Below are 15,619 nucleotides of genomic sequence, written 5' to 3'. Positions count from 1 at the left end.
CTAATATCAATACCAGTTGGGCAAACATTGACGCATTGATTACAGTCAATACAATCTCCATGTCCTAAGGCGTCACGATCTTCATTTTTTCTGAATTTTTTTCTGCCATTTTCTGCTTCACCACGTTTGTAATCGTAGGCCACAACGATAGATTTATTATCTAAAAGCACTCCCTGTAAGCGACCATAAGGACAAGCTATGATGCATACTTGTTCTCTAAACCAGGCGAATACAAAATAGAATACGGCAGTAAATATAAGCAATGGAATTAGTGTGCCTGAATGCTCAAAAGGACCTTCGATTATGTATTTAATAAGTTCATCTCCACCGATTAAATAGGCTAAAAACACATTGGCAATTAAGAAGGAAATGACTAAAAAGATAAACCATTTTAGGACACGTTTTTTTATTTTTTCTGCATCCCATTTCTGACGTTGTAAACGCATTTGTTTATTCCGGTCTCCATCTATCCAATATTCAATACGTCTAAAGACCATTTCCAAAAAAATAGTCTGTGGACAAATCCAGCCGCAAAACACACGTCCAAAACCTACAGTAAAAAGGGTTATAAAAACAACGCCAATCAGCATCGACATTACAAAAAGATAGAAATCTTGAGGCCAAAAGGGGAAACCGAAAATATTAAATCGTCGCTCTAAGATATTGAATAACAGAAATTGATTACCATTGATTTTTATAAATGGTGCTGCGAATAAAAATGCGATTAAAAAGTAGCTGACTAGTTTTCGCTTTTCATATAATGGTCCTGAAGGCTTTTTAGGGAATACCCATTTACGCTTACCATCTTCATCAATAGTACCGATTGAGTCTCTAAACACTTCATTTCCTGAGGTTTCCATTTTGGGGTAGCAATTTCTGTATATTAATTATTTGAAGCTATCGTTTTTGCCTCTTCTATTATTACCTCAGAATCTTCAGTGGTAGTTTGAACTTCGGCTTCAACTTCATTTTCAGATGCTTTCACGGATTCATCAACCCAAATATCTCCTTCGGCTGCTTTAGGTTCTGCAGGTGTAGTGCCTTGAAATTGTAACACATAACTTGCAACTTGTGCCATCTCTAGAGGTTTTAATTCAGATTTCCAAGCAACCATACCTTTACCGGCCCGACCTCCTTCAGAAATAGTTTTAAAGACATTTTTAATGCCCCCACCTAAAATCCAATTTTCATCTGTAAGATTTGGTCCAATACCACCACCACCATCGGCTTTATGGCAAGCAACACAATTTACTTCAAATATCTTTTGCCCAGATTTTAGGTCTGATGCGTCTGCTAACAATTCAACAGTATTAAAATCGACTAAACCTTTAGCATTTTTCTTATACTCCTCTATAGCTTTATTCGCTTCTGCATATTCAACTTCATATTCTACAAATTGGTCATCTGCATTAAAAACATGATAACGCACCATATAAACTACTGCAAAAACGATAGAGATATAAAATGAATAGACCCACCATGGCGGTAAATTATTGTCTAATTCTTTAATACCATCGTAGTTATGATCTAGAATAATCTCACCTTCTGCTTCAATTGGTTTAGATCCAAGTAGATTTTTGTAAGTTCCCTGAACCCATGCCACTAGTTTAGATGGCTTATTAGCATTTGCTGTGTAACGCGCTTTACCCTCGTCATCCAGACTTTGGTAAAGAATGTTATCCATAGAGCTTACAATAGCTTCGATTGCAATTAATAGCATTAATACTAATAGTAAGAATAACAAAATTACAGGTTGCTCCATAAAAGCAGGCTGATCGCCAGAATCTACAAAGTATTCAACAAGTCCTGCAATAATAAAAAAGAGTATTGGCACTCTTATGTATGATGGCGTTAAATTTCTCATAATATAGTGTCGTTTTGGTTGTCTAATGGAATGTTACTAACGGTGTTTATATAGTCTTTCTTAGCTGTAAATACCCAATAAAAGAGTACAACAAAAAAGATAAAAAATATAAGGAGTGATATCATTGGGTATATTTCAATACCTGTAATACTCTCTAAGTGGCCTTTTATAAATTTGAACATAATAAACTTAGTTTTGAGCGGTTTGATCTATGATTTCTTTTACTTTGATATCGGTTCCAAGACGCTGTAAATATGCAATCATCGCAACGATTTCTCTGTTTCGCATTTCTATAAATTCGTCACCAGAAGCGGCTTTGTCTGCCTCGTAAGACGCTACAAAATCAGGATCATTGTATAGATTTTTTTCAATCTCAGTTCCTTGCTCTAACATAGACGTCTGTGCATTAGAAATCTCTTCGTCTGTGTAAGGCACACCTAAAGTCACCATAACTTCCATTTTCTTCTCAGTCATAGATTTATCGAGCTGCGCTCCTTCACCAACAATTAACCATTTATAGGATGGCATAATTGATCCACTAGAGGTGCTCTGAGGGTCGTACATATGATTAAAGTGCCAATTGTCTGAATACTTGCCTCCCACACGATGTAAATCTGGTCCTGTGCGTTTACTTCCCCATAGGAATGGGTGATCATAAACAAATTCTCCAGCTTTAGAGTATTCTCCGTATCGTTCGACTTCAGATCTAAACGGACGTATCATTTGAGAGTGGCAACCAACACAGCCTTCTCTGATATAAAGGTCTCGACCTTCCAATTCTAAAGGTGTATAAGGTTTAACACTACTTATAGTTGGAATGTTAGATTTTACAACTATCGTTGGTATAATTTGAACAATACCACCAATTAAAATAGCAACTGTTGCGTAAATAGTTAAAAGCACTGGCTTGCGTTCTAACCACGTGTGCCAGCCTTCTCCTGAAACACGACCTTTAGATACGCGTTTTAATTCTGGTGCTTCGGCTAATTCATCAGTGACTTTATTTTTAGATTTTACAACGGTCATAATAACGTTATAGACTAAGACCAGCATACCTGTAATATATAAGGTCCCACCAATAGCACGCATCCAATACATTGGCATAATTTCAGTTACGGTTTCTAAGAAGTTACCATAAACTAAAGTGCCATCTGGGTTAAACTGCTTCCACATACTAGCTTGAGCAAAACCAGCGACATACATTGGTAAAGCATATAACATAATTCCTAAGGTGCCAATCCAAAAATGAACATTTGCTAAGCCAATAGAATAGAGTCTGGTTTTAAATAATTTTGGAATGAGATAATAAATCATCCCGAAAGCTAAGAAACCATTCCAAGCCAAAGCACCAACGTGAACGTGGGCAATAATCCAATCTGTATAATGCGCAATGGCATTTACGTTTTTAAGAGAAAGCATTGGGCCTTCAAAAGTGGCCATACCATAACCAGTGATGGCAACAACCATAAATTTTAAAACCGGATCTGTACGTACTTTATCCCAAGCTCCACGCAAGGTTAAGAGACCGTTTATCATTCCTCCCCAAGATGGCATAAGTAGCATAATAGAGAAGGCGACACCTAAATGTTGTGCCCATTCGGGTAATGCTGTATATAATAAGTGGTGCGGTCCTGCCCAAATGTAGATAAAGATTAAAGACCAAAAGTGCACAATAGATAAGCGATAAGAGTAAACAGGTCTATTTGCTGCTTTTGGGACGAAGTAATACATCAGTCCTAAAAATGGTGTGGTTAAGAAAAATGCAACCGCATTATGTCCGTACCACCATTGTACCAAGGCATCTTGCACACCTGCATAAACCGAATAACTTTTCATACCAGTAAAGCTAACAGGTAGCGCTAAACTATTGAAAATGTGAAGTACGGCAACCGTAACAAACGTAGCTAAGTAAAACCAAATGGCTACATATAGGTGTCTTTGACGACGCTTAAGAATTGTACCAATCATGTTCACTCCAAAAGCAACCCAAATTAAAGCGATAGCGATATCGAAAGGCCACTCTAATTCAGCATATTCTTTAGATGTTGTATAACCTAATGGTAATGTAATAGCCGCTCCAACAATGAGTAATTGCCAAGCCCAGAAATTAAAGTTACTCAGCATATCGCTGAACATTCGGGCTTTTAATAAACGCTGAAGTGAATAATATACACCAGCAAAATGGCATTACCTACAAAGGCAAATATTACTGCGTTAGTGTGCAATGGTCTTAAACGACCAAAGCTTAGCCATGAAATACCATCTGTTAGGTTTGGGAATAAAAATAAAAACGCTAATAGTAAACCTACTAGCATTCCTACAACTCCCCAGAGTATAGTTGCGTAAAGGAATTTTTTAACGATTTTGTTATCGTAATAGAATTGTTGCATTTCCATATTTAAAAAATTAGTCAGTTTTAGTGTTGGTTGATGGTTTGGTTTTTGATTTTACAAGTTCGTCTTCAAAAAGCATGCGAACGGAAGGAGTATAACTGTCATCGTATTGACCAGACTTTACTGCTACAATAAATACAACAAAGAAAGCCACGCCAACAATGACGCTTACTGTTAATAAAATATAAATAACACTCATACCTACTGAAGTTATAGGTCAAAAATAATATTCAACCTGTTTTAAAAACATGACAATTGTCATGTTGGATAACTTATTTTAATTTTTGTCCTAAAAGGTTGGTGCAAATTGTTGTGAACACCACAATACTAATAGAACTTAAAGGCATTAAAATCGCAGCTACTACTGGTTCTAATTGACCTGTGACTGCAAAGTATAATCCGATAACATTATAAATAAATGATAGCACAAAGCTCCATTTAATAATTTTTATGGCCGATTTGGAAGCCCTTATAAACTGATATAATTGCTTAAATTTTGAAGCGTCTAAAATGGCATCACAAGCCGGTGAAAAGACATTGACATTTTCTGATATAGCAATGCCAACGTCGCTCTGCGCTAATGCACCAGCATCGTTTAAACCATCACCGATCATTAATACTTTTGCTCCTTCGGATTGATGGTATTTTATAAACTCTAATTTATCTTCTGGTTTCTGATTAAAAATTAATTTGGTTTTAGACGGCAATAATTTTGTAAGATTATTGCGTTCGCCTTCATTATCGCCTGAAAGAATTACCAAATCGAATTGCTTTTTAAGTTGATTAAACAATTTTGAAACGCCTTTTCTATAACTGTTATAAAATGTGAATTTTCCTTTATAAATATCATTACTACTAATATGAACCGCAGTGTTGAGCACAGACACCTCTTGACTACTATTACCAACAAAACTTGCAGAGCCAATCTTCATACTTTGTTCATTATGTCTGGCTTCAATACCTTTTCCGATATGTTCTTCAAACCTATCGAGTGTAATAATATTATGGTCTTCGAGTATGCTGTATAAGGTTCTACTTAGGGGATGATTAGAACCACGAAGTGAATTTTTTAAAACTAAGTTTTCGGAATCCGAAAGTAAATCTCCATCATATTCGGCTTTGCTGTGTTTGTTGGATGTGATTGTTCCTGTTTTATCAAAGATTACAGTATTGATTTGTGCTAATTTCTCAATAACACTAGCGTTTTTAACGTAGAATTTTTGCTTTCCAAAGATGCGCAAAAGGTTCCCAAAAGTAAAAGGTGCAGAAAGCGCTATCGCACAAGGACAAGCAATTATGAGTACAGCGGTAAATACATTCATAGCCTTACCTGCGTCTGTAAATAGCCAAAATGTAGTTGCAATAATGGCAATACTTAAAATGGCAATTGTAAAATGTTTACTTATGTTATTTGTGATATTAGAAAAACCTTCTTCTTTATTTTTATTAAAGACATCATTACTCCAGAGCTGAGTTAAATAACTTTGCTCTACAGATTTTAAAGCTTCTATTTCAATAACTCCAGCCGTTTGTTTTCCGCCTGCGAAGAGTTTATCTCCAGACTGTTTTGAAACCGTTTGCGATTCGCCTGTCACAAAACTATAATCGATTTTTGCTTTTCCGTTTATTAATATAGCATCTATAGGAATCAACTCTTCATTCCGGATGACGATGCGGTCCCCTTTATCAATATCATAAACTTGAATGGTTTCTTCAAAACCTTTGGTATTTATTTTGGTTACAGCTATGGGGAAATAGGATTTATAATCGCGCTCAAAGGATAAGAAATCATAGGTTTTTTGCTGAAAGAATTTACCAACTAAAAGAAAGAATACTAAACCAGCAAGACTATCAAAAAAACCAGAACCCAAATCGAACATAATCTCAGCAGTACTTCTAATGAACAAGACAGAAATACCCAAGGCAATGGGCACATCAATATTTAAAATTTTTGCTTTTAAGCCTTTAAAAGCCGAAACAAAATAATCTTGGGCAGAGTAGAAGACAACTGGTAATGACAACACAAACATTAACCATCGAAATAGTGGTTTGTATTGCTCTAGCCAAAATTCATTGACTTCAAAATACTCAGGAAATGATAAAAACATAATGTTTCCGAATCCAAAGCCAGCAATGCCAAGCTTATAAATTAAGCTTCTATTAATTTGCTTTTTCCCAGATTTAAAATCGTCTAAACTTATATAGGGTTCATAACCAATTGAACTTAATAGAAGCACAACAGATTTTAAGTCAATTTGTTTAGAGTTATACGTCACTCTAACAGTTTTCTTGCCAAAATTGACTTGAGAATCTGAAATGTTTGGATTGAGTTTGTTGAGGTTTTCAAGAATCCAAATACAAGAGCTACAGTGAATGTGTGGAATGTAAAGCGTGGCGATTTCAATAGTATCGCTTCTAAATTCCGTAAGTTTTTCGATGATATTTTCTTGAGACAGAAAATCGTATTTCCCTTCAATTTCTTTAGGAATTGCTCCAGGAGAATTCTGTAAATCGTAATAACAGGTTAAGTCATTTTCGTTAAATATTTCATATACAGTCTTGCAACCATTACAACAAAATGATTTTTCTTTAAGTGTAATTGGATGACCTCCACAGTCATCACCACAGTGGAAACAAGAATCGTTTTCCATTATTAATTTGCTCTTTTATACCTGCAACAAAGGTCACATATACTAATATTTTAAAATATGATATTTGTCATGTTATTACTATATTTGAAATACTACCAAAAAAATCAGTCATTATGAGTAAGTGCGAATCTTGTATTGTAAAAGAGTTTAACTCCTTAAAATCGTTAACTAGAGACGAATTAATGCGTGTATCTGCTTGTAAAACAGGAAAGCACTATAAAAAAGGACAAGTCATTTTTGAAGAAGGTGAAACTTTAAATGGTGTGTATTGTGTAAGAGATGGTGTTTGTAAATTGACAAAATTGAGTGAAAATGGTAAAGACCAAGTGGTTAAGTTAGTTGTAAAAGGTGGTCTTTTAGGAAAACGTTCTTTAGTCTCTGAACAAAAAACTAATTTAAGTGCTGTAGCCCTAAATGATATGGAAATGTGCTTTATTCCTAAGAGTGAAATTATGAATGATTTGGAGAAGAATCCTAAATTCACCATGGATGTTCTAAAGAATATGGCAGAAGATTTAAAAGTATCGGATTCGTCATTGGTAAATATGGCTCAGAAGTCCGTGAAAAGGCGAATGGCCGAAATATTGATGCATGTGCATGATAATTTCGGAACGGATTCACAGGGGTATTTAAATATCATTTTATCTCGAGAAGATTATGCTGGTATTGTTGGTACAGCTACAGAATCTGCCATTAGAATTTTATCTCAATTTAAAAAGGACGGTTTGATTTCTACTAAAGGCAAACAAATTAAAATTGAAGACTCTAGCGGTCTTAAATGGATTGAGTAAAAAAAAATTGTTATAAAATGTAAGTAATAGTGTCACAATGAGCGCAGTCGAAAACTAAATGCGTATAGATTTTTAATGCATTTCGACTGCGCTCAATATAACAGCTATATTATAAATAGACTTTATGTAAAAGTCCTAGTCAATTCCAAAGGTCTTAGTCTCCTTAAAAGGATCCATTTGTACTTGCTTCATATTAGTTTGATACCCTTTCCAAGCATCATTATAGAAACTATTGGTTTCACCTAGCAGTTTACCCAAGGCATCTTTTGCATGTTTTATTAAAGTAGTTTCAGTAGACGTTAATCCTGTTTGACTGTTATACACATAGTTTCTAGCATTTCCTAAGCGCTGTAAAGGAGTGACTTCCGGATTTCTCGTAATACCTTGTCGTTTATCTACTTTGCCTAAAAATTTATCTATTAAACTGTCTATTGATTTTGCAATAGATTTAGACCCTTTAATTTCATCTTTATATTTCTCTTTGTCAAGTTTAGATAAATTAGTTTTATAAGTCTCTGCAATTGTTTTACTCTCTATCAATTGCTTCACCGCATTTGCTGCCGTTTCTTGCATTTTTTCTAACTGTTTAGCTGCAGCATAAACTTCATCAATATTTTTTTGAGACACTTCTAAACGTGGGTCGGATTCTACTTTAATCGTTGTTTCGGACTTTTGATCTCCGTAGTGCAGTACTGCTTTGTAAGTCCCTGGCTTAACAGAAACTCCACCGGACTCTCTTTTACTCTCCCGAATTCTTCTCGAGGGTCTGTCTACACCAGCTTCATCCATATACCAAGTCCATTTATGAATCCCATTTTCTTTTGGTGCTTTTGTTTTTAAAGTTCTAATTAAACGACTACCATCATAGAGTTTTAGTGTTAATGAATCCCACTTGATACTATTTTTGTCGATCTCTTCATCTTTTTCGGAGTCCATTTCTTCTTGGTCACTGAGAGACGTCGAAGCGTCATCTTTATCTTCATCCTTATCCGTTTTTGGCTGCTCTTTCTTATTGAACAAATAACTAAAACGAGCTCCACCACCTCGATTTTCACCATGATACATGGCATCTGCACCAAAACGACTTCCGGTTGGTTGTTGGTATGCTGCTTGATACGCAGTTGGAGGATCAAATAATTCAATATTGGAATTCATAACTGAAGCATTCCTCGCCATTTCACGTAAAGGTCTAATATCATCCAAAACCCAAGCCGCACGCCCAAACGTCCCGATGACTAAATCGTGTTCTCTTGGCTGAATAACTAAATCTTTGACAGATGTTGTTGGGAAACCTTCTGTCCATTTGGTCCATTTGTCACCAGCATTTACTGATACGTATAAACCATCATCAGTTCCTAAGAATAATAGGTTGGGTTCAATCAAATCTTCAACTATAGCTAAGGTGTAACTTTGTACATCGTTTTCATCTACAATACGTTCCCATGATTTACCATAGTTTTTAGTTCTGTAGGCGTAAGGCGTATAATTAAATCGTCTATAATCATTAGCTATTAAAAGGGCTTCTCCTTTGTTTTTATTAGACGCTTTTATTTGTGCAATCCAACTGCCTTCTGGTAAACCTTTTAAGTTTTTGGAGACATCTGTCCAATTAGCTCCTCCGTCAGTGGTATAATGTACACGACCATCATCAGTGCCAGCCCAAAGCATATCTTTTTCTAGTTCTGAAGGCTCAATCACTAGAATAGTGGTATGGTTTTCGGCACCTGTCGCATCCATACTTAGTCCTCCACTTTCAGATTGTTTTTGTTTTTCGGGATCATTAGTTGACAAATCTGGAGAAATGATGGTCCAAGTTTCTCCTTTATCAATTGATTTATGTACAAATTGACTTCCAAAGTAAAGCGTGCTATTATCAAATGGATCAATATTTATAGCAGAGTTCCAGTTAAAACGTAAACGCACATCCGGATCTGGATGTGTTGGTTTTACACCATAGTTGTTCCCAGTTTGCCAATCATAACGGCTTACAAAACCTTGCTGACTCATAGACCAACCGTAACGCGAATCGTCTCTATCTGGGACCACATCAAAGCCATCACCAAAACTAATTTCTTGCCAATAGCTGTTTCTTATACCTTGTGCACGCCAAACATAAGCAGGTCCTCGCCAAGAGCCATTATCTTGCATGCCTCCATAAACGTTGTATGGAAATTCATTATCGACGTTAATATGATAAAATTGTGCCACAGGCAAGTTGCCAATGAAGCGCCAAGTTTTTCCACGATCGTGCGTAATATTCATGCCTCCATCGTTACCATCAATCATAAAGCTGCCATCTTCAGGATGAATCCACCAAGCATGATGGTCTGGATGTACACCGTTATCCACGCCATAAGCAGGCATTAATTGTTTGAAGTTTTTTCCGCCATCTTCAGAAACATTCACATACGTGTAAATTGAAAACACACGATTTTCATTCTGCGGATCTACGTAAATTTCAGAATAATAAAAAGGTCTGTTTCCAATATCATTCTTGTCATTTATTTTTTTCCATTTAAATCCGCCATCTTCACTTTTGTAAAGTGCGTTTTTCTTTGCTTCAACCAAAGCATAAATTATATTGGGCTTGTTGGGTGCAATGGCAACTCCGATTCTACCAAGATTTCCTTTAGGAAAACCATCATTTTCTTTGATTTTTTTCCAAGTATTGCCACCATCGTGCGTGATATGCAAACCTGAACCTTCTCCACCAGAATTAAAAAACCAAGGATCTCTTTTGTGTTCCCATAAGGTGGCAATCAATTTATTCGGATTTGTAGGATCCATGACTAAATCAGCGACGCCTGTTTTATTATTTGCGAATAGGATTTTATTCCAAGTTTTTCCACCGTCAATGGTTTTAAACACGCCACGCTCAGGATGTTCGCCCCAAGGCGACCCAATGGCTCCAACATAAACGATATCTGGATTTGTTGGATCTACAATAATTCTGTGGATATGTCTGGTTTTTTCAAGTCCCATCGACAGCCACGTTTTTCCTGCGTCGAGTGATTTATAAACGCCAAAACCACCATTAAGTGAGTTACGTGGATTTCCTTCTCCAGTACCAACCCAAATGACACTAGGATTGGATTGCTGAATTTCTACGGCTCCAATTGAAGCCGTGAGTTCTTTATCGAAAATAGGTGCCCAAGTAATGCCACCAGAGTTCGATTTCCAAAGGCCACCAGAAGCTGTGCCAACATACATAATATCAGTATTGTTATTAACAACATCAATAGCTGTAACACGGCCAGACATGCCACCAGGACCAATATTTCTGGGTGCCATGTTTTTTAATAAGTCTATGGAAAAGTCTTGTGCAGAAATTAGAGTCACGCAGAAAAGCATAACGAGGGAACATATATTCTTCATGATAATAAGGTTGGTTAACTAATGTTTAAAATTAAATAAAATAGTAATAGCGTCCTTGTTAAATTACGTTAAGTATTGTTTAAAGAAATTCGCTTTGTAGGCTCTTCCAATAGGAATAATTTTATTGTCTTTAAGATAGACCTGATTACCTGCAATTTTTTCTATTTTTTTTGTGTTTATAATGTACGATTTGTGAATGCGAACGTAATCCTTAGGTGTTAAAAATTCGTCCCAACTGCTCAAAGAATCAGAAGATAAATGTTTTTTGTCTTTGAGATGAATTTCAAGATAATCTGAATCAGACTTTATGAAATAGATATCTTCAATGTCTATTCTAATGTGTTCGTAGCCCGACTTTATAAAAATGGTTGTTGTGTTTTTCTCTGCTAAACTATTCTGATCTGTTTTTGCTAGTTGAATATTTTGATCAGTTGCTTTAGTTATGGCTTTTAAAAAACGAGGAAAAGAAAAGGGTTTCAATAAATAATCAACGACGTTTAGCTCATAACTTTCTATGGCATAATTGTCAAAAGCAGTGGTAAGAATCACTTTAGGAGGATGCGTCAATGTTTTTAGAAAGTCGATGCCAGAAAGTTTCGGTAAATGAATGTCTAAAAAAATTAAATCTACTTTTTGTGAATTTATCATTTCCAAAGTTTCAAGTGCATCCGTATAAGTTCCTATTAAGTTTAGGGAATTTGTATCATCTATATACTTTTTAAGTATGCGTTGGGCTGGTTGTTGGTCTTCAATGATGATGCAATTCATGTGGTTTCATTCAATTTAATAGTCAGCTTAACGGCATAAATATCGTTTTGTGTACTAATCTTTAACTGATGTTGCTTCGGATAAATTAATTCTAAACGTTTTTTTACATTTTCGAGTCCAATGCCATTGGATAAGCTTTGTGTGTTTGATAGTGCATTAAAAGTGTTAGAACATTTAAAATGCAGCACATTATCCGCATCGACATTAATACTAATAGCTAAATTAATAGCTTCGGTTTGGCTAGAGGCACTGTGTTTAAAAGCGTTTTCAACAAATACCATAATTATAAGTGGCGCAATTTGTAAATTAGAGCTGATATTATGGGTTTTAAAATCTACAGTACCACGACCCTCAATTTGAAGCGCATGAAGATTAGTGTAATTTTTAAGTTGCTCAATTTCCTTTACTAAAGGTACGTATTTTGCTTTACACTCATAAAGCATGTAACGTAAAACAGCAGATAATTCTAAAATGATATCTGGCGTTTTTGGTGATTGCTCAATGGCATGAGCATAGAGGTTATTCATATTATTGAATAAGAAATGCGGATTTATTTGAGATTTCAAAAATTGAAGTTCGCTTTCTTTTACAGAGTTTTTTAGGTGCTGTACTTCCTTTTGTTTTTTAAGCGCATCCCAAGCAAATTTAAAGCCTGCCAAAATAGTTAAGGTTGGCATTGTATTTAGGAGATTGAAAAATAAATTTGAAAACCGTTTTCCGCGTGTATCAGGATAAAAAATGCGCTCCAATACAGCTTCTTCAATAATTATAACAAGAGCTACTATAAAGCAAATATAAATTGCGAATTGTAAGTATTTATTATTGTACAAAAATTTTGGCAGCAGGATATAATTAATAATTAGGCCAGCGATTGCAAAATTTAAGTAAAAGAGAATTTGATGCCACTGAAATCCAGGAATACGCTTGTCAAATGCATAAAAAATAAACACAAGAATATTAAGAAGTATTACAAATACTAATTCTCTGGAGGATATTTTTTTGAATAGGAGACTTGCTTTCATTTAATGATTTATGGCGGTTTACGTTGCTGGCTAGTTTTAATTGAGCCTTTGTAAGATCATCTGTTGAACCATTCTTCGAGTTAAAAATATAAATTAATCGTCTAGAAAGGATAAAAATCTTGGTATCGTCTTAATTTTCACCTTAAACGTCATGTTTAATGCTGTAAACAACAGAACTGTGTTTGAGGGTTTAATTTGTGCCGTTTGAAGGATTCTATTTTCCAAATCATTATAATAGTAGTTATTTTGAGTTTTAAATTCTATGAAATCAATTAACCACATGAAAAAAATATTTTGTTTCCTGTTTATTTGTTTAGGTGTATTTGCATTTGCTCAGAATTCAAGTTCTAACAAAACCGATGAAGTTTCGGTTTCTGGTAAAATTATAGAATCAGTGACCAACCAGCCTTTGGTATATGCCACGGTTGCTTTTACAGATTTAAATGGTAAAATTATAACAGGAGGAATTTCAGATTCAGAAGGGATTTATAAGATTAAAGTGCCGAGTGGTGTTTATAAAGTGACATTTGAATTTATTGGGTTCAAAACAAAAACACTGAACAATCAAAATCTTACAACAGATACTACATTGCCAACTGTAAGTTTAGAGGAGAATAATGAGCTACTAGATGAAGTTGTTGTTACGGCCGAAACTACAGAAGTTCAAATTCGTTTAGACAAGAAAATTTATAACATTGGTAAAGATTTAACAACAGCTGGTGCTACTGTTGGTGATGCACTCGCAAACGTACCATCTGTAACGGTTGATGCTGAAGGTGCAATTGCGCTTCGTGGTAATGGTAATGTAAGAATACTGATTAACGGAAGACCATCTGCCATCGCTGGTTTTGGCTCAGCAGAAGCTTTACAGTCTTTGCCAGCAGAATCTATAGAGCGTGTTGAAGTCATCACTTCACCATCTGCACGTTATGATGCGGAAGGTACAGCGGGAATTTTAAATATAATTTTAAAACGCGAAAAAGTACTCGGATTAAATGGCTCTGTCCAAGTTAATGTGCAAGATCCAATTGGTGCTGGATTTACAGGTAATATTAATTTAAGAACTAGAAAGTTCAACGTTTTTAATACCACTAGCGTAAACACAAGAAATTCGCCTGGTCGAGGAGTGGTGAACAATCAATTTTTTTCGAGTACTGTAGAAAATCCATTAGTTCTAGAAACTAGAGATTTTGATCGTAATGATGTTGGTTTTAACACTAACATAGGAATGGAATATTTTTTAACTGATAAAACATCTTTTACAGGCTCATTCTTCTTGTCAAATGGAAAGGACGATGATGAAACTTTTAATAATACGAATGAGTTTGATAGTGCTAATAATTTAGCAGTCAACAGAATTAGAATTGAAGAAGAAACCGAAGATGATAATAATTATCAGGTCTCCCTAAATTACATTACACGTTTTAATGACAAAGGTCATGAGCTTACAGCAGATTTTCAGTATGGTATAGACGATCAAGGTGAAAGGGCACTTATTAGTGAGCGCAACACATTTCCTACGGTCGAATTATTACCGACAGAACTGATTACAATTGAAGAACGCGCTGATGAATTTTTAGCACAAATAGATTATGTATTGCCAATTGGCGAAAATGCTCAGTTTGAAGCAGGTTATCGAGGAAATTTTGAAGAAACTACTACAGATTTTGAAGTGACAGAGCAATCAGTGCTTGGTGGCGTATTTGAGATAGACGAAGGTCTTACAAACATTTTCACCTACGATGAAGAGATAAATGCCGTGTACACTCAATACGGTAACAAATTTGGTAAATTTTCATTTTTAGCAGGCTTAAGATATGAGCATACACGCTTAGCAGGAACTGTTGGTGGTGTAAGTGAGGATAACGACTTGGTTATTGATTTTGATAATTCTTATTCTGGTCTGTTTCCAACCTTAAATCTAAATTACGAGCTTAACGATTCTGAAAATATTACCCTTGGTTATAACCGTCGTATTAACAGACCTCGTGGTCGTTTCGTAAATCCGTTTCCATCACGTTCTAGTGAAGCTAATATTTTTCAAGGAAATCCGAGTTTAAACCCAGCTTTTGCGAGTGCTTTCGATTTGGGTTATTTAAAACGTTGGGGCAAAAAAGTAACCTTAACCACTTCTGTGTATTATCAATATGAAACGGATGCTTTTGAGCGTATTCAAGAAGGTACAGACCTTGTTACACCTAATGGAATTCCTATTATAAGAACAATTCCCATTAACTTAAGCACTAACGAACGTATTGGTTTTGAAGCTGGTGTACTATATAATCCAACCGATTGGTTGCGTGTTAACGGAAGTTTTAATTTCTTTCAGTTTAATTCTGAAGGTGCTTTTAATGGTATTGAATATGGTGCAAAAAACACGAGTTATTTTTCAAGGTTGAGTGCAAAAGTATCCTTGCCTTATAATATTGACTGGCAGACTAATGCCATTTATAGAGGGCCAACAAATAATGCCCAGACTGAAACTGAAGATATCTTATTCTTAAACTTAGCTTTTAGTAAGGATATTTTAAAGGGTAATGGTACACTTGCACTTAGTATAAGAGATGTTTTTAATTCCAGAAAACGGATGTCATTAACTAATACCGATACGTTTAGAAGTGATAGCGAATTTCAATTTAGAGTACGTACCGTTAACTTGTCTTTCATATACAGATTTAACCAAAAGAAGGAAAAAGGCGGCGGCTCTAGAGACGATAATGGTGGTGACGATGGTTTTTAGGTTGTAGTATAGTTG

10 protein-coding genes and 1 pseudogene are annotated in these 15,619 nt (G+C 35.3%); 2 read left to right on the top strand and 9 right to left on the bottom strand.

The window, feature by feature from the left end; translation table 11 throughout:
* The 6 genes and pseudogenes from AB8B52_RS14160 to AB8B52_RS14135 all read right to left on the bottom strand — a co-directional run.
* Window positions 1–860: 4Fe-4S dicluster domain-containing protein (locus tag AB8B52_RS14160; RefSeq protein ID WP_406029252.1), on the bottom strand; the 860-nt coding region annotated here is incomplete at its 3' end.
* Between the two features lie 23 nt (window positions 861–883).
* Window positions 884–1,864: a cbb3-type cytochrome c oxidase N-terminal domain-containing protein gene (locus tag AB8B52_RS14155; protein WP_406029250.1), complete on the bottom strand. Its 981-nt coding sequence runs from the start codon at window positions 1,862–1,864 to the stop codon at window positions 884–886.
* Window positions 1,861–2,046: a CcoQ/FixQ family Cbb3-type cytochrome c oxidase assembly chaperone gene (locus AB8B52_RS14150; protein ID WP_406029248.1), complete on the bottom strand. Its 186-nt coding sequence runs from the start codon at window positions 2,044–2,046 to the stop codon at window positions 1,861–1,863. Before AB8B52_RS14150 ends, AB8B52_RS14155 begins: the two co-directional genes overlap by 4 nt.
* Before the next feature lie 7 nt (window positions 2,047–2,053).
* Window positions 2,054–4,260 (bottom strand): annotated as a pseudogene (gene ccoN, locus AB8B52_RS14145) (cytochrome-c oxidase, cbb3-type subunit I).
* A gap of 10 nt (window positions 4,261–4,270) precedes the next feature.
* Window positions 4,271–4,456 carry a cbb3-type cytochrome oxidase assembly protein CcoS gene (ccoS, locus tag AB8B52_RS14140; protein ID WP_406029246.1) on the bottom strand — a complete coding sequence of 62 codons (186 nt, stop codon included), beginning with the start codon at window positions 4,454–4,456 and terminating at the stop codon, window positions 4,271–4,273.
* A 73-nt stretch (window positions 4,457–4,529) separates the two neighbouring features.
* Window positions 4,530–6,908, bottom strand: coding sequence for a heavy metal translocating P-type ATPase (locus AB8B52_RS14135; RefSeq protein ID WP_406029243.1), 2,379 nt, complete (start codon window positions 6,906–6,908; stop codon window positions 4,530–4,532).
* Between the two features lie 113 nt (window positions 6,909–7,021).
* Between AB8B52_RS14135 and AB8B52_RS14130 the strand changes: the two genes are divergently transcribed.
* A complete protein-coding gene (locus AB8B52_RS14130; RefSeq protein WP_406029241.1) occupies window positions 7,022–7,699 on the top strand; it encodes a Crp/Fnr family transcriptional regulator in 678 nt (225 codons plus the stop codon).
* Window positions 7,700–7,834: 135 nt separating this feature from the next.
* Here AB8B52_RS14130 and AB8B52_RS14125 read toward each other — a convergent pair whose 3' ends face one another.
* The 3 genes from AB8B52_RS14125 to AB8B52_RS14115 form a co-directional block, all read right to left on the bottom strand.
* Complete coding sequence (locus AB8B52_RS14125) at window positions 7,835–11,074, bottom strand: WD40/YVTN/BNR-like repeat-containing protein (protein WP_406029238.1); 3,240 nt, start codon at window positions 11,072–11,074, stop codon at window positions 7,835–7,837.
* 63 nt (window positions 11,075–11,137) lie between these two features.
* Window positions 11,138–11,842 (bottom strand): LytR/AlgR family response regulator transcription factor, encoded by a 705-nt coding sequence (locus tag AB8B52_RS14120; protein WP_406029236.1) that lies wholly within the window; start codon window positions 11,840–11,842, stop codon window positions 11,138–11,140.
* Entirely contained in the window at window positions 11,839–12,864 is a 1,026-nt protein-coding gene (locus AB8B52_RS14115) for a sensor histidine kinase (RefSeq protein WP_406029234.1), read from the bottom strand. The genes AB8B52_RS14120 and AB8B52_RS14115 overlap by 4 nt, the downstream gene beginning before the upstream one ends.
* 280 nt (window positions 12,865–13,144) lie before the next feature.
* On the opposite strand from AB8B52_RS14115, the gene AB8B52_RS14110 reads away from it, so the two are divergent.
* A complete protein-coding gene (locus AB8B52_RS14110) occupies window positions 13,145–15,604 on the top strand; it encodes an outer membrane beta-barrel protein (RefSeq protein WP_406029232.1) in 2,460 nt (819 codons plus the stop codon).
* The last annotated feature ends 15 nt before the right edge of the window (window positions 15,605–15,619 follow it).

It is taken from the genome of Winogradskyella sp., from assembly GCF_045105575.1.
GTDB lineage: Bacteria > Bacteroidota > Bacteroidia > Flavobacteriales > Flavobacteriaceae > Winogradskyella.
Note: the sequence above shows the minus strand (reverse complement) of the source record. Positions and strands in the feature narration are given on the sequence as shown.